The sequence below is a fragment of the Nannocystis sp. RBIL2 genome (genome assembly GCF_026626745.1).
Lineage (GTDB): Bacteria > Myxococcota_A > Polyangia > Nannocystales > Nannocystaceae > Nannocystis.
The window spans coordinates 4,641,177-4,661,071 of sequence record NZ_JAPNJW010000001.1 but is presented as its reverse complement, the minus strand read 5'-3'; the positions used below and the strand labels follow the sequence as shown (position 1 = coordinate 4,661,071).

The following is a 19,895-nucleotide window of genomic DNA, read 5'->3' as shown; positions in this document are numbered from 1 at the left end:
GAGGTCATCGGTCTGCGGGCCTCTGGATGAGCGGGGTGCTGGTCGCGCTTCGCGAGGTAGGGGTCTTTGCCGAGCTCGGCTTCGAGGCCGACCGCTCTCGCGGCGCGCCATGAATGTTGCGCTCCGCGGCGCGGGACCCTAAGAGGTCGGGGTGCTCGCTCGTGCCGCGCTGTTCGCCTCCTCGCGCCTCGTCCACGGCTTCACCGATCGCACCGGCGGCGTCAGCCGCGGTCGCTTCGAAAGCCTCAACCTCGGTCGTCGCTGGGGCGACGAACCCGGCAACGTCGACGAGAACCTGCGGCGCGTCGCTGCGGCCGGCGACTTCTTGCCCGAGCAGCTGCGACTGGTGCGGCAGGTCCACGGGGCGGCGGCCTGGCGGGCGTCGGCGCTGACGCCGGGCGCAGAGGGCGACGCGCTGTGGGCCCGCGCGAGCGATGGGCCGGTGGTGGTCGGGGTGATGACGGCCGACTGCGTGCCGGTGCTGCTGGCCGACCGGGCGGCGTCGGCGGTCGCGGCGATCCACAGCGGCTGGCGCGGGACGGTGGCGAACGTGGTCGGAGCGACGGTCGCGGCGCTGGCCGACGATGGCGTGGACCCGTCGCAGCTGGTCGCGGCGATCGGTCCGTGCATCGAGGTCGAGGCGTTCGAGGTCGGCGAGGAGGTCGCCGAGCATTTCGCGGCGGAGCACGTACGCCGAGAGCCCGGGGCGCGGCCACACGTCGATCTGGTGGCGGCGGTCCGGGCTCAGCTGGTGGCGGCAGGTGTCCCGAAGGACAGCATCGAGCGCGTCGGCGGGTGCACCTGCCGGCACCCGGAGCAGTACTTCAGCTATCGTCGCGACGGCGCGGGCATCGGTCAGATGCTCGCGTTCATCGGGATTCGCGGCGCCTGAGCGCCGGGCTCACTCGGCAGCGGGAGCGGCGGGCGCGGCTTCCTTCTTCTTGCCGTCGACCGTCAGGTTGCCGTACTGGTCGGCGAGGCTCTCGCGCTTGGACCCGAAGATGCCCTGGAAGGTGAACAGCATCATCCAGGCGAACATCAGGGTGAAGGCCCCGACCACGATGATCTGCAGGATGCCTCCGACGTCGGAGACAGGGGGCTTGGAAGCTTGGAGCTCCCACTTGTTGTCGGCGATTTCAGAAGCGGACATGGCTGCTCTCCAGGCGCCCGTGGGCGAGCACGCAGCAACCTAGCACGAGCGGCGTCGGCGAAACAAGCCGAGCGCACGGCTCAGGGCCGGCGGAGCCCGCGCCCCGGCGCTCCCGGCGGCCCCGGCCGGAGATCTCGCCTCGCCGCCCGCCTGGCGCTTGCTACACGAGGCCCGGCCGCTCGGGGCGTCCTGGTCCATTGCGGAGGGGCGCTGCGCGGACTCGCCAGTGCTCACGCGCGGCGGGCCGACCGAGGGGCCGGTGGGCCGGGGAATGATATGTCCTTTGGGACAGGCCTTTCGCGCTGCTCCTCTGCGAGCACCCTCCTCGACGGCGCCGGCAATGGTCGGCGCGCGAGGAGCTGCGCGTGGGCGGTACCGGCCACGAGCGAGGCTCGACGTCGGGCGCGACCTCGGCGGCAACCGTCGCGTCAGCGGTACTTGCCCGCGGGTGAGGCTCGAAGTCGGTGAAGCCGGCGGCAGCGGTACTTGCTGCGGTGAGGCTCGACGACGGGCGCGGCTCGGCGGCGACGGTCGCGTCAGTGGTGCTTACTGCGGCGAGGCTCGGCGTCGGGTGCTGCTCCGCGGCAGCGAACCGGCGTAGCGCGCAGCGAGTCAGCGGTACTTGCGGCGGGTGATGCTCGACGTCGGGCGTGGCATCGCGGCAGCCATCCGGCACGAGGCGGTGCCGCGTCGCGGCGGCCTGCGTCAGCGGTACTTGCCGCCGGTGGGGCTCGACGACTGGCGCGCTCCGGCGGCGCCGCTCAGCTCGAGGCCGTAGGACGGGAGCAGCTGGCCGGTGAGGGTCTGCAGCTCGACGGTCGCGCGGAGGAAGTCGATCTGGGCCGAGAGCGCGTTGAACTGGGCCAGCGCGAGCTCGTCCTGGCGGAACAGCACGTCGTAGCTGGTCGAGCGGCCGACGCGGAAGCGGGCCTCCTCGGCGCGCAGGTTCGACTCGGCCAGGCGCACTGCCTCGCTCGTGATCGTGAGGCGCGCGCTGGCGGTGCGCATGGCGTTGGCCGAGCGGATGACGGCGATCGAGATCTGCTGCTGCGACTTCTGCAGGTTGTACTCGGCCTTGCGGATCTCGAGGATCACGCGCTCGTGGTTGGCCTTCGGCGTGCGGCCCTGGATGTCGAAGTTGAAGTTGAGCGAGCCGCTGATGTTGAAGTCGGCGAACGGGCCGGTGTTGAAGTTCACCTTGGCGACGTCGGTCGCGGTGAAGAAGTTCTGGAACGCCTCCGGCCACGAGGCGCGCTTGGCCGGGATGCCGGTGTCGTTGACCGCGATCTGGTCGATGCTGCGGCCCTGCGGGGCGAACTGGAACCGGAAGTCGAGGATCGGCAGGCGGGCGTTGGCCGCCACGAGCTCGTCGACGCGGCGGCTGGCGATGCCGATCTCGAGCGAGCGCAGCTGCGGGTTGGCCTGGAACGCCTTCTTGATCTCGGCCTCGAGATCGATCTCCCGCGGCGCGAGCGCCTGCGGGTCGGTCTGCGGCAGCACGCCGAGGACCTTGCGGTTCGAGAAGTCCTGGCCCATGAACTGTCGCAGCGTCAGGCTGCGGTCGAGCAGGGTGTTCTCGGCCAGCACGACCTCGTTCTCGCGCGCGACGAGCGACTGGTAGATGGTGTCGAGGTCGAGCTGCGACTTGCGGCCGGCCGCGACCTCGGCCTTGACCCGGCGGTGCTGCTCGGACGTGGTGGCGGCGCTGCGGCGCTTGTTCTCGAGGTCGCGCGAGGCGAACAGGACGTCCCAGTAGGCGAGGATGATGTCGTGGATCGCCGTCTGCGCCATCTGCAGCTGGTTGGCTTCCATCTGCGTGCGCGCGATCCGGGCCCGGTCGATGTCGGCCCGGTTGACCCGCACGCCGGCGTTGCGCAAGAGCGGGTGCGTCAGCGTCAGGCTCGGCGAGACGAAATACGCGTTCAGCGAGCGGACGCCGGCCGCCGCGTTCTGGATGTTGAGCGGCTGCAGCGTCGAGCTGCGCGTGGTCGTGACGGTGAAGTTGATCGTACCGCCCGACTCGAGCTTGCGCTCGAAGCCGAAGTTGCCGGACAACTGCTGCTGGCCGACGTTGAAGGTCAGCTGCGAACCACGCTGCGGGGTGACGGCCTTGCTGGCGGTCACGCCGGCGAGGAAGAACACGTCGTAGGCGCCGAGCGCCGCGGTGATCTGCTTCTCGGTGATGGCGATGTCGATCGCGCTGTTGCGCAGGTCGATGTTGCCGTCGAGCGCGCTCTTCAACACGTCGCTGAGCGACAGCTCCTCGGCCGCGAACGACAGCGGGTAGAGGGTGGCGGGATCAGGGGCCGGGGCGCTCGGGGCGAGCTGGTCCGAAGGACCTGTCCCGGGGGACGTGGCCGAAGGGGCAGCATCGGGCCGCGGTCGCATCAGCGGGGTACGCGGCGCGGTGGGATCGGAGGGGCTCGGAGGACGCGTCGCCGGCGGCGTGACGCTGGTGGGCGACTGGCCGAAGTTGACGCCCGGCGCTGGACGGGCCTCCACCGGCGGCGGATTGGCCCGCTGCTGCACGTCGACCGGCATGCCGGTCGTCGGGTCGAGGGTGCCCGGCGCGGGGGCGGCGAGCAGGGCGGCGAGCAGGGTTACGGTGAGGCCCAGCACGGATCCAGAGGGCTACTAACGCCGGGGGCCGGCGGGGTCAAGCGGCACCTCCCGGGTGTGCGGCCAGGCCGGGAGCCGGCGCAGCCGGTGGTGCCCGGCCGGGCAGGGACGCACCGGCGGGGCGGGGCTCGGGGCTGCCTTACAGGCTGAAACTATCGGGGCTGACCGGGGGTCGGCCCGACCACGTGAGCCAGGTCCGGCCGAAAACCCGTCGATCGCGGCGGCACAGGCCCGGACGGCGCTCTTTGCGGGGCCGCGAGGCGGGCTCACCCCGACCCCGGAGCCGACCTCGGTGGAACCCGCCGGTACCTGTCTTCGCGGACAGAATCAGGGCTCGACCTCGACCTCGAGCCACCACCAGTCGACGCCGAGACGGCTGTCCCTGAGGACATAGAACAGGGTGGCGCGGCCGTCGGGCGGGAGCTCGTCCGCGTCCTGCTCGCCCTTGCGCATGGTCCATTGATTGAAGGCCTCGCGGTCGTCGCTGCCGCCGGACAGCAGGCGGCCCCAGGTGCGGTACCACGAGCCGTCGATGCGCTCGGTCTGGAGCTCGTTGCCCGTGCCGCCGATGCCGTTGTTGATCGGCACGGGGTAGGTCTGGAGGTCGTGGGCCGGGGTCTCGGTGTCGATCTCGAGGGTCTGGCCGCGCTTGACCTTGACCACGGCGCCGCGCGGCAGCTCGCCGAGCTCGAGCGCCTCGTCAGCCTCGGGGTCGAGGACCGTGACGCGGAAGCTGGAGATCCGCGGGTTGCGGTCGCCGTCCGGGATGTCCTCGGGGTCAGGTACCTCGCCGAGCTCCGGCGGCAGGTCGAAGCCGAACATGCCGGCGAACGACAGCAGCTTCTCGATCGGCCCGACCGAGACGCGCGTGACGGCGTAGATGCAGTCGTTCGGCAGGTCGGAGGCCTTGCTCAGCATGGCCTCGGCGCAGTCGCGGGTGCTCGGCGAGCCGGGACCCTGGCTGATCATCGTCAGCTCGATGTCGCCGCCGAGCAGCAGGTTGGCGGCGAACGGGGCGACGAAGTCGAGGCGGCCGTCGTCGCTGCCGTCGTCGGGCAGGCGACACGGGCTCGGATACTCCGGCAGCCCCATGGCGCTCGGGTCGATGTCGGTGAAGCTCGGGACCGGGCACTCCTCGAGCTCGTCCAGCTCGAGCGGGACAGCGGCGCGCAGGCAGGCGAACAGGCCCTGGCCCGGGCCGAGGCCGCAGGCGATCCAGATCGGGTCGAAGTCGGGGCCGGCGATGTCGAGGACGCCGGTCGGCTCGACCATGAACGGGGTGACGCGCACCGTCTCGAACGGCAGGGCCTCGCAGCGAGCGCCGGCGTCGGCCGGCTCGTCGCCCGGGAACAGGGGGACGATGACGTCGCTGCGCAGGGCGAGGATCCGCGCGTCGGCGATCCGCTGGCTCACGGGCAGGTCGGGGGCGCAGGCCAGTCCGAAGAGACATGTCCCGAGAGACAGAGAGCAGGCGAGCGACGCGCGGCGGGCCGAAGCGGACGGACCGGGGTCGTGAGGACGGAGCGCGCGCGGCACGGCGGCCCGGACGATAGCCTCGATCGGCGGCGGGGGGCAAACGCGCGCCCGCACGCGCCCGGGGCCGCCGAGCCTCACTGCACGCCGACGAACTCGTACTCGTAGCGGATCGTGTGGGCGACGGGGCGGCCGTCGGTGGCGATTGCGGGGAGGAACGCGCCCTCGCGCAGGGCGGCCGCGGCGATCTCTCCGCAGCCGCCGCCGATGTCGTGATCGATGTGGACCAACTCGACCCGGCCGCCGAGGCCGACCTGCACGGACAGGACGACGGTGCCGTGGACCGCTCCGTCCGTCACCGCGGGGCAGGTCACCTGCGGCACGGAGATGGTCACCGGCAGCTGGCTGATCCCGGACGGGAGCTTCGCGGCGCAGGCGAAGAGCAACAGCACGAGCGACAGCAGGACGCCGGCGAGCATCGTCAGTCGCCGAGCTGGAACTCGTACTCGTAGCGCAGTTCGAAGTCGGCGGGCTGGCCGTTGGTGGCGATGGCGGGCCGGAACTTGGCCTTGCGCAGGGCCTTGGCGGCGATCTTGCCGCAGCCGTGGCCGATGTCCTTGGCGATCTTCACGTCCTTGACGGTGCCGTCGCGGCGGACCTGCACGGTGAGGATGACGACGCCCTCGATGCCGAGCTCCTGTACCGCAGGACATTGCTCTTGGGGCACGTTGACGACGGCCGGGAGCTCGCGGATGTAGAGCTCGCCGCGCGGCTCCCAGGTGGGGCCGCCGTCGCCGGTGCCGCCGGGCGTGCCCTTGGGGCTGCCGCCCTTGCCCTTCGATTCGGGGCTGCCGGTGCCGCCGGGCGTGCCGCCGGGGGTGCCGACGCCGATCTTCACCCCGCTGTTGCCGGAGGAGGTGGTCTGACTGGCGTCCATGCGCAGCGGCGGCGGGGCCTCGTCGGGCTCGGCCTGCGGCGTCTCGGCCTTGGCCTTGGGCCGCGGCTTGGGCGGGGGCTCGTTCTTGCGGACCTCCGGCACCGGCTGCGGCTCGGGCGGGGTCTCCTGCGGCTTCTCGGGCTCCGGTTCGGGCTCGGGCTCCGGTTCGGGCTCGGGCTCCGGTTCGGGGATCTCGAACTCCACGAGGTCGATCTGCGGCTCCTCGGGCTTCGGCGGCTCGACCGACAGGTACGACAGCAGCACTGCGAGCACCGCGTGGAGCCCGAGCGAGCCGAACGCCCCGGTGCCGGATCGAGAGAGAAAGCTGCCGCCGAGGCGCATCGCAGATCTCGCTCAGCTCGGCGCAGGGGTGGCCTTGGGCTTCTCCGTGGCGATCGCGTACTTCTTGACGCCGGCGTCCCGCAGCAGGTCGACGAGGTGGATCATCGACTTGACCTGGGCCTCCTCGTCGCACTGGATGACGCCCTGGAGGTCACGGCCCTCTGCGAGCTTGCGCGTGATCGCTTCCTTGATCGCGGCGTCGCCGTCGACCGGCTTGTGGTCGACCTCGAGCTTGCCGTCCTTCGCGCAGGTCAGCAGGATGTGGTGCTGCTTGGGCTCGAGCTTCTGGCCGGTCTGCGCGTCGGGCTTGTCGATCGCCAGCGCCTCGGACTCCTGGATCTTCGTGGTCGTGACCATGAAGATGATCAGCAGCACGAGCATGACGTCGACCAGCGGGGTGACGTTGATGCTGTTGATGCCCTCTTCGTCGTCCTGATTGGTGTCGGCGGCCACGGCGTCGATCCCCTTGCGCAGGCCGGCGGCTCAGTGCGCGGCGTCCTGGTTGCCCGAGCTCGACAGCGACAGCACCATGTTGGTGAGCGCGTCGGCCTCGCCGAGCAGCGCCTTGACGCGGCGCTGGAAGAAGTTGAAGGCGATGACGGCCGGGATGGCGACGATGAGGCCGACGGCGGTGGCGACCAGCGCCTCGTAGATGCCGGCCATGACCGCGTTCGAGTACTCGGCGCTGCCCATGACGCCCGAGCGCTCGATGGCGCGGAAGGTCTCGATGATGCCGAGCACCGTGCCGAGGAGGCCGATGAACGGCGAGTTCGAGCCGACGGTGCCGAGGAAGTTGAGGTTGCGCTCGAGCCGGAGCTTCTCACCGGGGCGCAGCGCGGCCATGATCGCGGCCATCGAGCTCGCGCCGCGCTGGCTGGTCTCCAGCATCTGCGCGGCGATCCGCGCCCCGGGGCTGGTGGCGCCGCGCAGGATCTCCTGAGCCTTGGCGATGTCGCGGTCGGCCAGCGCGGCGTGCAGCGCCCGGACCAGCGCCGCGTCGCGCCCCTGGACGCCCGAGTAGAAGATCAGGCGCTCGATCATCACGGCCACGCTCACGACGGAGAGCCCGACGAGGATCCAGAGGATCCACTCCGAGCCGACCGCCGAGAGCTCGAGGAATTTTTCCGAGAGCTTCATTGGTGGGCCCGCGAACCGTAGCCCAGCCGGCGCGAAACGGCCAGTGTTCGCCGGCGACGCGGGCGCACGGCTGCTCAGGCAGGGCGCTGAAGCTCGCGCAGGAGGGCCGTCGCGTAGCTCCCGGAGGGCAGCTCGAAGCTGAGGGAGACCCCGGGGCCGAAGTCGTCGTGCACGGCTTCCATGTCGACCGCGAGCGGCGCGATCTGCAGCGGCCGCCGCGTCCCCTCGAGGGTGTGACCTAAGCCTTGCAGGGTCGCGAGGTCGATCTCCGCGCGCGCCAGGATCTCCGCTTCCAGCGCCCCCGAGGGGGTGTCCGGACCCGGCGCCCGCATCTTGCTGCCGAACATCGGCCCGGTGATGCCGAGTTCTCCGGCATCGAGCCGGGCCTTGTCGGTGACCGGGTCGGTGCACTCGAAGAGGCCGCCCGTGGCCGTCTTCTTCAGGATGTCGCCGAGCAGCACCTCGCGCATGAGGCCGCGGGCGCGGCGCTCGAGCAGGTAGAGGTTGAACAGCGCCGACTGCCCGGCGCTGAGCAGGAAGTCGGCCCGGCCGCGCCGGCGCGCGCGCGCCAGAGCGGCGAGGCCTCGCGTCAAATTGTCACTGCCGAACCGCTGTTCGCCGTAAAGATTGTCGAGCCCGCCGAGCGCGCGCAGGCGCTCGACCTTGGCGCGGCAGCGGGCCAGCGACTCGTCGACCGCCACGACCAGGTCGCGCACGACGATCGTGAAGCGATTGCCGCGCAGGTGGCCGCGGCGCAGCTTGTTGCCGTGGGGGTGAGCTGTCCCGAGGGATATGTCCGAATGGACAAATTGCCCGAGGCGCGCGGCCGCGGCGGCGGGCAGCGAGATCCACTGCTCGGTGACCGCGTCCTTGTCCTTGAGGCCGGCGAGCCCGACCTCGGCGCGCGGGATGGCGAGCTGGCGCGCGACCTCGGCGACCGCGTCCTCGCTGCCGACGCCGCGCTTCGTCAGCACCAGCAGGACGTGGGCGTTCGGTCGGCCGTCGGGGTCGTAGGCCGGGACCTCGCGGACGCGAAAGTCCTCCGGACGGCTGCGGATGGCGCCGCCGACGCCAGGCAGGTCGGCGGTCTGCAGCGGGGGCTCGCGCAGGCGCTCGAGGTCGGCGGCCGACAGGCCGCGGCGCGCCCGGGCGTCCGCGGCGCCGTGGCGCCTGTCCGTTCGGTCAGGTGTGTCCTCCGTCGCCGAGGGGCTGTCCTCGGAGACAGGTGGGCTGTCCTCGGAGACAGCCGCCTCGGGGCTGTCCGCGGGGACAGGTGCCTCGTCGTCCTGGCGGTCGCGGCTCACAGCGAACCCGTGCGGCCCTCGAGGGCGGCCTTCGGCTTGCCGCCCTTGGCCTCCGTGTCGTCGACCTGCTTGGGGCGCGGCGGGGCGACCGGGCGCGGCGGGCTGCGGTCGGGGCGCTTGCGGCTGGCGTCGGCCGGGCCGTAGGTTTCCTGGATGTACTTGAGGTAGAGGCGAGCCTGGCGGCCGTGGTGGTGCTTCGGGTGCTGCGCCTGCAGCTCGGCGAAGGTCGTCCGCGACAGCTCGATCTCGTCCATCTTCAGGTACGTCAGCGCCAGCAGGAACAGCACCTCGGCGTCGAGGCCGATGCCCGAGTACGACTTGTGGGCCGTCTCGAGCCGGCCGATCGCGGCCTCGGGGCGGTCGCGGTCGAGGTAGAACTTGGCGACGTAGAGCTCGTGCTCGAGCAGGCGGCGGCGGACCTCGTCCTGCAGCTTGATCGCCAGCGGGTGCATCGGGCTGCTCGGGTAGTGGTCGAAGAAGTAGGCCAGCTCGACCAGGGCGTCCTGCAGCTGGTCCTGGTCGCGCTGGTAGTGCGGGGGCATCAGGAAGAAGCCCTCGGGCGCGTTCATGTAGGCCGAGACCGCCGCCATGTACGCGCACCAGCCGTTCAGCACGTGCTTGTGCGTCGGGTGCAGCTTGTAGAACTGCTTGAACTGGTCCTGCGAGGTCGTGTAGTTGCCCTGGGCGAACTCGGCGCGGGCGATCAGCAGCTCGGCCTCGACGGCGTAGCGGCTGAACGGGAACCGGATCCGCACGAAGTCGGCGTACTGGATCGCCTCTTCGTAGTCCTTGTCGGTGAACTCACCGATCGCCAGCTCGTAGTTCTCGCGCGCGGTCTGGCCGTAGTCCGTGCTGAGGTTGGGACCCGTCTTGCAGGCTGCAAGGCTGAGCCCCACCGCCAGCGCCGCGCTGCACAGCCGCCGCATGCCGGCCGCGAAGCTAGCCGCGGCCCGGCCCGCTGTCAAAGGCCAAAGTTCCTCGCGCGCCGGTTATCTGCGGGCGGCTCGCGCGGCGACTCCGGTTTCTTGCGTCCGGCCGCCCGGACTCCGATCATCGGTTAGGCTGCCCCGGATGGAGACGCGACACCTCGGCCGCTGGGCGGCGCAAGCGCTGGTCGCGGGCTCGATGCTCGGCATCGGCATCTTCATCGCCCCGCCGGTGGTCGCCACGCACGTGCAGAGCCCGTTGTGGTTCCTGCTGCTGTGGGTCGCTGGCGGCCTGGCCGCGCTGTGCGGGGCGCTGTGCGTGGCGGAGCTCGGGGCCATGATGCCGCGGGCCGGCGGCGAGTATCCCTACCTGCGCGCGGCTTACGGGCCGGGCATCGCCTTCGCTACAGGTTGGCTGCAGCTGCTGGCGACCTTCCCCGGCTCGCTCGCGACCATGGCCGTCGGGACAGCCGCGTTTCAGCTGCCGGTGCTGCTCGGGCCGAGCTTCGCCGCGCCGATCGACCTCGGCCTTTTGACGGTCGAGGGCCCGACGTTCTGGGCGATCGCGCTGGTGGTCGCGCTCACGGGGCTCAATCACGTCGGCATCGTGCTCTCCGGGCGCGTGCAGCTGGTGCTGACGGTGGTGCCGCTGGCGGTGCTGCTGGCGGTGAGTCTGTTCGTGGTCGGCGACATCGGCACGGTCGAGGTCTCGCGCGAGGCCCTGCGGGTCGGGCTGGACCCCGGACCGTCGGGGTTCGCCGTCGCCCAGGCATACCTGTCGATCTACTTCGCTTATTCCGGGTGGAACGCGGCGATCTACATCGGCGGGGAGATCGCGGACCCCGGGCGCAACCTGCCGCGGGCGGTGGTCGGCGGGACCCTCATGGTCGCGATCCTCTACTTCGTGCTGTGCGCCGGCTATCTCTCGGTGTTCGACATCGACAAGCTGGCCGGCGTCGGCGAGGCCGGCACCGCGGCCGCGGGCGCGCTGTTCGGCCACGCCGGCGTGATCGTCGTGACTCTGATGATCTTGCTGGCCATGCTCGGCTCGATCAACGGCACGGTCATGGCCGGCTCGCGGATCGCCTACGCCATGGCCGAGCAGGGCCACTGCATCCCCGCGGCCGGGCGGCTGTCGGAGCGCTTCGGCACCCCGGTGGTCGCGCTGTGGCTGCAGGCGGCGCTGGCGATCGCGCTGATCCTCAGCCACCGCTTCGAGCAGCTGATGGACTACGCGGCCGCGGCGATGCTGATCTCGGGCTCGCTCGCGGTCGCCTGCGTGATCGTCCTGCGGCGCAAGGATCCAGAGCATCCGAGGCCGTACCGCCTCGGCTTCTACCCGTGGGCGCCGCTCGTCTACATCGGCTCGAGCGTGTTCGTGCTGGGCGCGCTGGGTGCCAAGGGCGACCTCTCGGTGCTCATGGCGGCGGGGTGGTTCGCGCTGGCGCTGCTGCTGCACGCCCTCGTCGTCGCGCCGCGGCTGCGCTAAGGTTCGCGCCATGAACCGGCCCTTCACGCTGCTGACGTGGAACGTCAACGGGATCCGCGCGCGCCTCGACGACGTGCTCAGCTTCCTCGCCGAGAAGAGCCCCGACGTCGCCTGCCTGCAGGAGACCAAGTGCGAGGACAAGGTGTTCCCGCGCGTGCCGTTCGCGGAGCTCGGCTACACCGTGCACATCCACGGGGCCAAGGGCTACGCCGGCGTGGCCACGCTGTCGAAGGTCAAGCCGACCGAGGTCGTCACCGGCTTCCGCGGCGGCGACGCCGACTCGCACTGCCGGATCTTGAACACCGAGATCGACGGCCTCCGCCTCTACAACCTCTACGTCCCCAACGGCACCGCGCTCGGCACCGAGGCCTTCACCTACAAGCTCGCCTGGCTGGCCCGCCTCAAGGCCGAGCTCGCCCAGCACTACTCGCCGGACACGCCGGTCATCCTGTGCGGCGACTTCAACATCGCCCCCGACGAGCGCGACGTCGTCGACCCGCGCGCGCTCGAGGGCTGCACCCACTTCTCGCCGCAGGAGCACGCGGCCCTGCGCGAGCTGCTGGCGTTCGGCCTGCAGGACTGCTTCCGCAAGCACGACGACCGGCCCGGCCAGTACACCTGGTGGGACTACCGCCGCGGCGACTTCGACCGCAACCGCGGCATGCGCATCGACCACGTCTACGCCAGCGCCCCGCTGTACGCCCGCTGCGAGTCGGTGGTCCACGACAAGACCCCGCGCGGCTGGGACGCGCCGTCCGACCACATCCCGGTGATCGCGACCTTCGGCGGGCCGTGACGCTTGACGGCCGCCGCGCCGCGCGGTGAACTCGTGCGCGTGTCGCCCGGCCGCGTCGTGTCGCTGGTCTTGATGCTGTCTCTCGGGACAGGTTGCGAGCGCAGCCCACAGCCCGCGGTCGCTGCGCCGTCGCCGGCCTCGCCGCCCGAACCGCCGCCGCCGGACGTCGACCCGGCGGCGCTGCCGGTGTGCGGCAAGGACATGTCCCAAGAGCCACTGGCGGCGATCTGCGCGCTGTCGCGACCGGCTCGCGACCTGGCGATCGGCTGCGCCGAGCCGGAGGAGATCATGTGGTGCTCCTCCACCAAGCCCGGCTACACCAAGTGGGGCTGCCAGTTCCCGCTGCAGGAGCTGCCGCCGACGGTGATCTTGCTGCAGACGGCGACGGAGGGCGAGGCGCCGCGGCCGAACACGATCATCGAGCCGAAGCCGATCTCCGGCACCGTGGCCGCCGCGGAGGTCAGCGTCGCCGCGGCCGACGAGGCCGCCGGGGTCGCGCTGGTGGCCGGCTGGCGCGCGCAACTGGAGAAGTGGGGCTGCGTCGCGGCCGGCGACCCGGAGCCGGCGTGGGTCGAGCTGCAGTGCGGCCGCTTCGAGGTGCTTCTCGACTACCTCGACGTCACCGACCGCGCCTACGTGAAGGTGATGTCTCCCGGCGTGGCCGCCTGCTGGCAGTGAAGCCGACGCGATGAGGACGGCTGCGTCGGGGCCTTGCCGATGAGGCCGGCCGCGGGGCCGGTCGCGCGTATGCGTGCGTTCGCCGCGAGCTCGGCCGGGCCGCCCGCTGGGCCGGCTGCGGTCGGCGTGGTCGGGACAGCCACGCTGCGGCCCTCCGCGGTACTCTAGTCGTTGCGCTTCCAATGACTGGGACCGACGCACTGGAGATGCTCGGGGCGCGCGACCTGCTGGAGGCGCTGCCGCACGCGACTTATGTCTGCGACCTGCACGGTCGGGTCGTCGCGTACAACGCCGACGCCGCGGCGCTGCTACGCCTGCCTTCCGCCGCCTCGCCGCCGTACTGCCCCGCGGACGAGCTCGCCACCCTGTCGGGAGCGCCGCTGCGGCGCGAGGACTCGGCGGTGGCGGTCGCGCTGCGGACGCAGGCGCGGACCTCGCCCTACAGCTACGCGCTCAGCTGGCGCGACGGGCGGCAGCTCCGCGTACGCGAGAGCGCGAGGCCGGTGCTCGCGGCCGACGGCAGCTTGCTCGGGGCCGTGTGCGTGGTCGAGAACCTGCGCGAGACCGCGGTCTACGAGGCCGCCAAGGCCGGCGGCCTCGCCCAACTGGTCGGCATCTTCGTCAGCGACATGCACGGCGAGCTGGTCGAGGCCACCGACGAGTACTTGCGGATCCTCGGCTACACCCGCGACGAGCTCGAGCAGGGCACCTTCCGCTGGGACCGCTGCACCACGCCCGAGCACCTGATGCGCGACCACCAGGGCATCGAGGAGGCGCTGCGCACCGGCCGGTGCCGGCCCTACGAGAAGGACTACGTGCGCAAGGACGGCAGCCGCGTGCCGGTGCTGATCGGCTACGCGCTGGTCCGGCCGCAGCTCAACCAGTTCATCGGCTACGTCGTCGACCTCAGCACGCGCCTGCGCGAGTACACCTCCGTGAACGAGGTGATGCGCGCAGCGGAGACGGGGATCTGGGACTGGGACACGCGCACCGGCCAGGTCATCTGGTCCGACACGACCAAGACCCTGCTCGGCATGTCGCCCGAGTATCAGCCGCACGACGTCCACGACTTCATCAAGCTGCTGCACCCGGAGGACCGCGACCGCGTCGGCCAGGCGCTGCAGGCCGCGATCGCCACCCGCACCACCTTCCGCTCCGACTTCCGCCTGCGCGACCCCGACTTCCCCGACCGCTGGCTGTTCTCGCAGGGCGGCGTGTTCTGCGACTACGGCGGCGAGGCCGTGCGCATGTCCGGCACCCTCGTCGACATCTCCGCGCGCAAGCAGGCCGAGCAGGTCCTGCGCGACGCGATCGCCGTGCGCGACGAGTTCCTGTCGGTCGCCAGCCACGAGCTCCGCACCCCGATCACCTCGATCCTGCTGCGCGCCGAGTCGCTGCTGCGCCGGCTGCCCGCGCCGCCCGACCCCTCGATCAAGGAGCCGCTGGTCGCCGCGCTGCAGCTCATCATCCGCCAGGCGCGCAAGATCGACTCGCTGGTCGGCGACATGCTCGACGCCACCCGGCTGTCGCACAAGAAGCTGTTCCTCGAGCCGCAGGACGCCGACGTCGTCGAGCTGCTCACGACCTTCTGCTCGCAGCTGTGCGAGCACGACGCCCGCGCGCGCACGCGGCTGCACCTCGAGCTGCCGCAGCGCGGCGAGGCGCCGGTGGTGGCCGCGTGGGATCGGCGGCGCATCGAGCAGGTCCTCGACAACCTGGTCAGCAACGCCTTCAAGTACGGCGCCGATCACCCGGTCACGCTGCGGCTGACCCTGCCGCGGCCGGACACCGCCCGCATCGAGGTCGAGGACCACGGCATCGGCATCGCCCCCGAGGCCCGCGCCAAGTTGTTCCAGCCGTTCGAGCGGGCCCACCGCGTCGGCTCCTTCAGCGGGCTCGGGCTCGGCCTCTACATCGCCCGCGAGATCGTCCAGGCCCACCACGGCTCGATCACCCTCGAGTCCGAGCCGGGCGTCGGCACGACCTTCCGCGTCGACCTGCCGCTCGCGCCGGCGACGGCGTAGCTGGCCGGGTCCACGACGTCGAAGCGGGGGCACCTGGGCCCCCGCTGCGCGTCGGCGACGGGCGTCGCCGGTTTACTTCATCTCGCCGCGGGCGAAGATCGAGGCGACGTAGGTGAGCACGTCGGACGCGCTGATCTCGTCGTAGCCGTAGTTGCGGATGAGCCGCTGCTTGACCACGTCGATCTTCTCCTGGGCCTCGCGGTCGACCACCTGGGAGACCAGGCTGGTGAGCTTGATGCTGTCCTTCTGGTCCTCGAACAGCTTGAGCTCGAGCGCCTTGTAGAGCCGCTCGTTGGTGCGGTAGTCGAACTGCTTGCCCTCGATGGCGAGCGCGCCGATGTAGTTCATGATCTCGCGGCGGAAGTCGTCCTTGCGCGACTCGGGGATGTCGATCTTGGTCTCGATCGACCGCATCAGCCGCTCGTCGGGCTCCTCGTCCTGGCCGGTGTACGGGTTCTTGACCTTCTCGCGCTGGGTGTACGCCTTGACGTTGTCGATGTAGTTGCCGCAAAGGCGCGCGATGGCGTCGGCGTCGGCGCTGATGGCCCGCTGGACCTCGTTCTTGACGATGTCCTCGTACTCCTGTTTGACGACCGCGAGCAGCTCGGTGTAGCGCTTGCGCTGGTCGTCGTTGTTGATGAGGCTGTGGCTGCGCAGGCCGCCCTCGAGCTCGTTGAGGACCATGAACGGGTTGATGCTCATCTGCCCGCGCTCGGACACCAGGCAGTTGGCGATCTTGTCCTGGATGTAGCGCGGCGAGATGCCCTCCATGCCCTCGCGGATGGCCTCCTTGCGCAGCTCCTTGACCGAGTCCTGGGTGAACCCGGGCAGGGTCTTGCCGTCGAACAGCTTGAGCTTCTGCAGCAGCGACAGCTGGTGCTTCTTCGGGTCCTCGAGGCGGGTGAGGATGGCCCACATCGCCGCCATCTCGAGCGTGTGCGGGGCGATGAAGCGGCCGCGGACCTTCTTCGGGTTGTAGTCCTTGGCGTAGATCTTGATCTCTTCGCTGAGCTTCGTGATGTACGGGACGTCGATCTTCACCGTACGGTCGCGCAGCGCCTCCATGAACTTGTTCTCGAGCAGGCGGTTGTACTCGGCCTCGTTGGTGTGGCCGATGATGACCTCGTCGATGTCCGTCTGCGCGAACTTCTTCGGCTTGATCTTCTGCTCCTGCGTGGCGCCGAGCAGGTCGTAGAGGAAGGCGACGTCGAGTTTGAGGATCTCGACGAACTCGATCACGCCGCGGTTGGCGACGTTGAACTCGCCGTCGAAGTTGAAGGCGCGCGGGTCGGTGTCGCTGCCGTACTCGGCGATCCGGCGGTAGTTGATGTCGCCGGTCAGCTCGGTCGAGTCCTGGTTCTTCTCGTCCTTCGGCTGGAAGGTGCCGATGCCGATGCGGTCCTCCTCGGACAGCAGCAGCCGCTTGACCCGCACGTGGCGCACGACCTTCGACCAGTCGCCCTTGTAGTGCAGCATCAGCTCGCGGAAGATGAAGCGGCACGCGGGGTTGAGGTTGCCGCGGATGTACGGGCGGAAGCCGTCGCGCTCGAGGCCCAGCGAGGTGATCGCCTGCTCGCGGACGTCGGACGGGATCAGCTTCAGCGGCTCCTCGTTCATCGGCGACGAGAAGCTCTCCTGACCGGCCGTCAGGTAGCGCAGCCCCTCGGGCAGCGTCCACTCGTAGGTGTAGAGCGCGCCCTCGGGCGAGCGGCTGTACTCCTCGATGCCTTTCTTCAAGAGGCGCGCGATCGTGCTCTTCGACGAGCCGACCGGGCCGTGAAGAAGGATGATGCGCCGCTCGGTCCCGTAGCGCAGCGCCGCGGCCTTGAGCACGCTGACGAGCCGCATCAGCGGGATGTCGAGGCCGAAGATCGCGTCGCGTCCCTCGTGGACCTCGTCCTGGAAGAACCGGTAGCGCGTGATCTTCTTCTTGCTGTCGACGTACTCCTCGGTGCCGTGCGACAGCACCATGTCGTACAGGCGCTCGTAGGCCGTCCGCGCGACCCGGGGGTTGCGCCGCACGAGGTCGAGGTACTCCTCGAACGTGCCGCTCCAGTGCAGGTCTTCGTAGCGCTTTTGGTCCTGAAGGGCGGCGACGCGGTCGACGAGCGAGACGGATGACATCGTACCTGTCATGGTACACGAGGGTCGCGGAAGCGGCCACCGCGGAAGCGACGCGCCCGCAGGCACGCCGGCGCGCACCGCGGAGAAACTCGCATTAGCGCCGCCGGGCGCGCGTGCCCTTGCATCCGCCTCGCATCTGCCGCGCACCTCGCATACTCTGATTATCCATGATTTCGCGCATCGAGCAGGACCACAGCCGCTTCCGAGAGATCATTCGCGGCAAAATTCGGCAGAACTTGCGCAAATACATCTCGCGCGGCGACATGGTCGCCCCCAAGGGGCAGGGCACGGTGGCCATCCCGATGCCGCAGATCAACATCCCGCGGTTCGTCCACGGCGACAACAGCGGCCAGGGCGTCGGCCAGGGCGACGGCGAGCCCGGCGACCCGGTCGGCGGCAGCGGCAAGGACGGCCAGGGCGGCGCGGGCAAGGCCGGCGAGCAGGAGGGTGGCAAGGCGCTCGAGGTGGAGGTCACCCTCGAAGAGCTCGCTCAAATCATGGGGGAAGAGCTCGGTCTGCCGAACATCCAGCCGAAGGGGACGCACTCGCTCGAGACCCGCAAGGACCGCTACGTCGGCCTGCGCAACACCGGCCCCGAGAGCCTGCGCAACTTCAAGGCGACCTACAAGCGCGCGCTCCGCCGCCAGGTGGCGATGGGCTCGTACGACCCGGCGCGCCCGGTGATCGTGCCCATCCGCGAGGACCGCCGCTACCGCTCGTGGCGCACCGACCCGCGCCCGCAGACCAACGCGGTGATCATCTACATGATGGACGTGTCCGGCTCGATGGGCGACGAGCAGAAGGAGATCGTCCGCATCGAGTCGTTCTGGATCGATACGTGGCTGCGCAGCCAGTACAAGGGCCTCGAGTCGCGCTACATCATCCACGACGCGACGGCGCGGGTGGTCGAGCGCGACGTCTTCTTCCGCACCCGCGAGTCGGGCGGGACGATGATCAGCTCGGCCTACAAGCTGTGTGCGGAGCTCATCGACGCCGAGTTCAGCCCCGAGCAGTGGAACATCTACGCGTTCCACTTCAGCGACGGCGACAACTGGTCGGTCGACGACACCGCGACGTGCATCCAGCTGGTCAAGCACCAGCTGCTGCCGAAGTGCAACCAGTTCGGCTACGGCCAGGTCGAGTCGCCCTACGGCTCGGGCCAGTTCATCAAGGACCTCCGGTCCGCGTTCGCCAAGAACATCGCCCTCGTCACCAGCGAGATCAAGAGCAAGGACGACATCATGGACTCGATCCGCGAATTCCTGAAGGGGGGCCGCTAGCCGTGTCGAAGTCGCTCTACAGCCCCTCCAGCCAGCTGCCGCCCGCGCTCCGCGACCTGCAAGAGGAGATCAAGTCGTACGCCGACGAGTTCGGCCTCGACACCTTCCCGGTCGTGTTCGAGACCATCGACTACCGCCACATGTGCGAGATCGCGGCGTACGGCGGCTTCCCGGTCCGTTACCCCCACTGGCGCTTCGGCATGGAGTACGACCACATGCTCAAGAGCCACACGTACGGGCTCTCGAAGATCTACGAGCTCGTGATCAACACCAACCCCTGCTACGCGTACCTGCTCGAGGGCAACTCGTTCGTCGACCAGAAGCTGGTGATGGCCCACGTCTACGGCCACTGCGACTTCTTCAAGAACAACTACTTCTTCTCGCACACCGACCGCCGCATGATCGACGGGATGGCCAACAACGCCTCCCGCGTGCGCCGCTACATGGACCGCCAGGGCGTGTCCAACGTCGAGACCTTCGTCGACACCTGCCTGTCCGTCGACAACCTCATCGACCCGTGGCTGCCGTTCCGCCGCAAGGAGAGCCGCCGCGCCGCCGAGCCCGCCGCCCCCGAAGCCGCGGCCACCGGCGAGGCGAACGGCCCCGAGCCCGGCCGCCTCCACAACACCCGCAGCTACCTCGAGGGCTACATCAACCCGCCCGAGCTGCTGGCCGCGCAGAAGGCCAAGAAGAAGCAGGCCGACGAGGCCCAGAAGCGCAAGAACCCGCCCCACCCCGAGCGCGACGTGCTCGGCTTCCTCATGCAGTACGCGCCGCTCGAGGCGTGGGAGGCCGACGTGCTCGGCATCATCCGCGAGGAGGCCTACTACTTCCTGCCGCAGATGCAGACGAAGATCATGAACGAGGGCTGGGCCACGTACTGGCACTCGCGCATCATGACGACCCGGGCGCTGCGCGACGACGAGCTCATCGACTACGCCGACGCCGCCAGCGGCGTGACCGCGATGGGCCCCGGCCAGCTGAACCCGTACAAGCTCGGCGTCGAGCTCTACCGCCACATCGAAGACCGCTGGAACACCGGCCGCTTCGGCAAGGAGTACGACGAGTGCACCTCGCTGTCGCAGCGCGCGGCGTGGGACAAGAAGCTCGGCCTCGGGCGCCAGAAGCTCTACGAGGTCCGACGCATGCACAACGACGTCACCTTCCTCGACGAGTTCTTCACCGAAGACTTCTGCCGCGAGCAGAAATTCTTCACCTACAAGGAGAACCGCCGCACCGGTCGGCTCGAGATCGAAGGCCGCGAGTTCAGCAAGATCAAGCAGCAGATCCTCCAGCAGCTGTCGAACTTCGGCCAGCCGTTCATCTACGTCGTCGACGCCAACTACCTCAACCGCAGCGAGCTGCTGCTCGGCCACCGCCACGAGGGCGTCGACCTGAAGATGGATTACGCCCGCGACACCCTCCGCAACGTCGAGCGGATCTGGCGGCGCCCGGTCTCCATCCTCACGGTCCTCGACGACAAGCCCAAGCGGATCCGCTTCGACGGCGCGGAGATCTCCATGTCCGACGAGCCGGCGGCCTTCCGCGTGTGATTCGGGCGCCCAGGCGCCCACAGACCCACCTGGCCTCAAAGACCGGCTCCGCCGCCGCGCCGC

At 70.1% G+C, this 19,895-nt stretch carries 17 protein-coding genes; 7 read left to right on the top strand and 10 right to left on the bottom strand.

Features of this window, described 5'->3' with window-relative positions; all coding sequences use genetic code 11:
- The first annotated feature begins 151 nt into the window (after positions 1 to 151).
- Positions 152 to 892 (top strand): peptidoglycan editing factor PgeF, encoded by a 741-nt coding sequence (gene pgeF / locus OV090_RS18320; RefSeq protein WP_267705027.1) that lies wholly within the window; start codon positions 152 to 154, stop codon positions 890 to 892.
- A gap of 9 nt (positions 893 to 901) precedes the next feature.
- Here the strand turns inward: pgeF and OV090_RS18315 are convergent, their stop codons facing one another.
- The 9 genes from OV090_RS18315 to bamD all read right to left on the bottom strand — a co-directional run bounded on the left by OV090_RS18315 (position 902) and on the right by bamD (position 9,888).
- The gene (locus OV090_RS18315) at positions 902 to 1,150 is read right to left on the bottom strand and encodes a hypothetical protein (protein ID WP_267705025.1); all 249 of its coding nucleotides are present in this window, start codon (positions 1,148 to 1,150) and stop codon (positions 902 to 904) included.
- A 705-nt stretch (positions 1,151 to 1,855) separates the two neighbouring features.
- Positions 1,856 to 3,769, bottom strand: coding sequence for a TolC family protein (locus OV090_RS18310; protein WP_267705023.1), 1,914 nt, complete (start codon positions 3,767 to 3,769; stop codon positions 1,856 to 1,858).
- Positions 3,770 to 4,096: 327 nt separating this feature from the next.
- Entirely contained in the window at positions 4,097 to 5,305 is a 1,209-nt protein-coding gene (locus OV090_RS18305; RefSeq protein ID WP_267705021.1) for a hypothetical protein, read from the bottom strand.
- A 74-nt stretch (positions 5,306 to 5,379) separates the two neighbouring features.
- On the bottom strand, positions 5,380 to 5,721 hold the full coding sequence (locus OV090_RS18300) for a hypothetical protein (protein ID WP_267705018.1): 342 nt from the start codon (positions 5,719 to 5,721) through the stop codon (positions 5,380 to 5,382).
- Between the two features lie 2 nt (positions 5,722 to 5,723).
- Entirely contained in the window at positions 5,724 to 6,521 is a 798-nt protein-coding gene (locus tag OV090_RS18295; protein ID WP_267705016.1) for an energy transducer TonB, read from the bottom strand.
- Positions 6,522 to 6,533: 12 nt separating this feature from the next.
- Positions 6,534 to 6,974: a biopolymer transporter ExbD gene (locus tag OV090_RS18290; RefSeq protein WP_267705014.1), complete on the bottom strand. Its 441-nt coding sequence runs from the start codon at positions 6,972 to 6,974 to the stop codon at positions 6,534 to 6,536.
- A gap of 30 nt (positions 6,975 to 7,004) precedes the next feature.
- On the bottom strand, positions 7,005 to 7,658 hold the full coding sequence (locus tag OV090_RS18285) for a MotA/TolQ/ExbB proton channel family protein (RefSeq protein WP_267705012.1): 654 nt from the start codon (positions 7,656 to 7,658) through the stop codon (positions 7,005 to 7,007).
- Positions 7,659 to 7,732: 74 nt separating this feature from the next.
- Positions 7,733 to 8,962 (bottom strand): tRNA pseudouridine(13) synthase TruD, encoded by a 1,230-nt coding sequence (locus OV090_RS18280; RefSeq protein WP_267705010.1) that lies wholly within the window; start codon positions 8,960 to 8,962, stop codon positions 7,733 to 7,735.
- Positions 8,959 to 9,888 carry an outer membrane protein assembly factor BamD gene (gene bamD, locus OV090_RS18275; protein WP_267705008.1) on the bottom strand — a complete coding sequence of 310 codons (930 nt, stop codon included), beginning with the start codon at positions 9,886 to 9,888 and terminating at the stop codon, positions 8,959 to 8,961. The genes OV090_RS18280 and bamD overlap by 4 nt, the downstream gene beginning before the upstream one ends.
- A gap of 145 nt (positions 9,889 to 10,033) precedes the next feature.
- Between bamD and OV090_RS18270 the strand changes: the two genes are divergently transcribed.
- From OV090_RS18270 to OV090_RS18255, 4 genes are all read left to right on the top strand, one after another.
- Positions 10,034 to 11,377 carry an amino acid permease gene (locus tag OV090_RS18270; protein WP_267705007.1) on the top strand — a complete coding sequence of 448 codons (1,344 nt, stop codon included), beginning with the start codon at positions 10,034 to 10,036 and terminating at the stop codon, positions 11,375 to 11,377.
- A 10-nt stretch (positions 11,378 to 11,387) separates the two neighbouring features.
- Complete coding sequence (gene xth, locus OV090_RS18265) at positions 11,388 to 12,173, top strand: exodeoxyribonuclease III (protein WP_267705006.1); 786 nt, start codon at positions 11,388 to 11,390, stop codon at positions 12,171 to 12,173.
- 39 nt (positions 12,174 to 12,212) lie between these two features.
- The gene (locus OV090_RS18260) at positions 12,213 to 12,851 is read left to right on the top strand and encodes a hypothetical protein (RefSeq protein ID WP_267705005.1); all 639 of its coding nucleotides are present in this window, start codon (positions 12,213 to 12,215) and stop codon (positions 12,849 to 12,851) included.
- A gap of 182 nt (positions 12,852 to 13,033) precedes the next feature.
- Complete coding sequence (locus OV090_RS18255; RefSeq protein ID WP_267705004.1) at positions 13,034 to 14,875, top strand: ATP-binding protein; 1,842 nt, start codon at positions 13,034 to 13,036, stop codon at positions 14,873 to 14,875.
- A 72-nt stretch (positions 14,876 to 14,947) separates the two neighbouring features.
- On the opposite strand, the gene OV090_RS18250 is transcribed toward OV090_RS18255, so the two are convergent.
- Positions 14,948 to 16,999 (bottom strand): serine protein kinase, encoded by a 2,052-nt coding sequence (locus OV090_RS18250; protein ID WP_267705003.1) that lies wholly within the window; start codon positions 16,997 to 16,999, stop codon positions 14,948 to 14,950.
- A 167-nt stretch (positions 17,000 to 17,166) separates the two neighbouring features.
- Here OV090_RS18250 and OV090_RS18245 point away from each other — a divergent pair, with 167 nt between their 5' ends.
- Together OV090_RS18245 and OV090_RS18240 are read left to right on the top strand one after the other, a co-directional pair.
- A complete protein-coding gene (locus OV090_RS18245; protein WP_267705002.1) occupies positions 17,167 to 18,279 on the top strand; it encodes a DUF444 family protein in 1,113 nt (370 codons plus the stop codon).
- A gap of 2 nt (positions 18,280 to 18,281) precedes the next feature.
- Entirely contained in the window at positions 18,282 to 19,832 is a 1,551-nt protein-coding gene (locus tag OV090_RS18240) for a SpoVR family protein (protein WP_267705001.1), read from the top strand.
- The last annotated feature ends 63 nt before the right edge of the window (positions 19,833 to 19,895 follow it).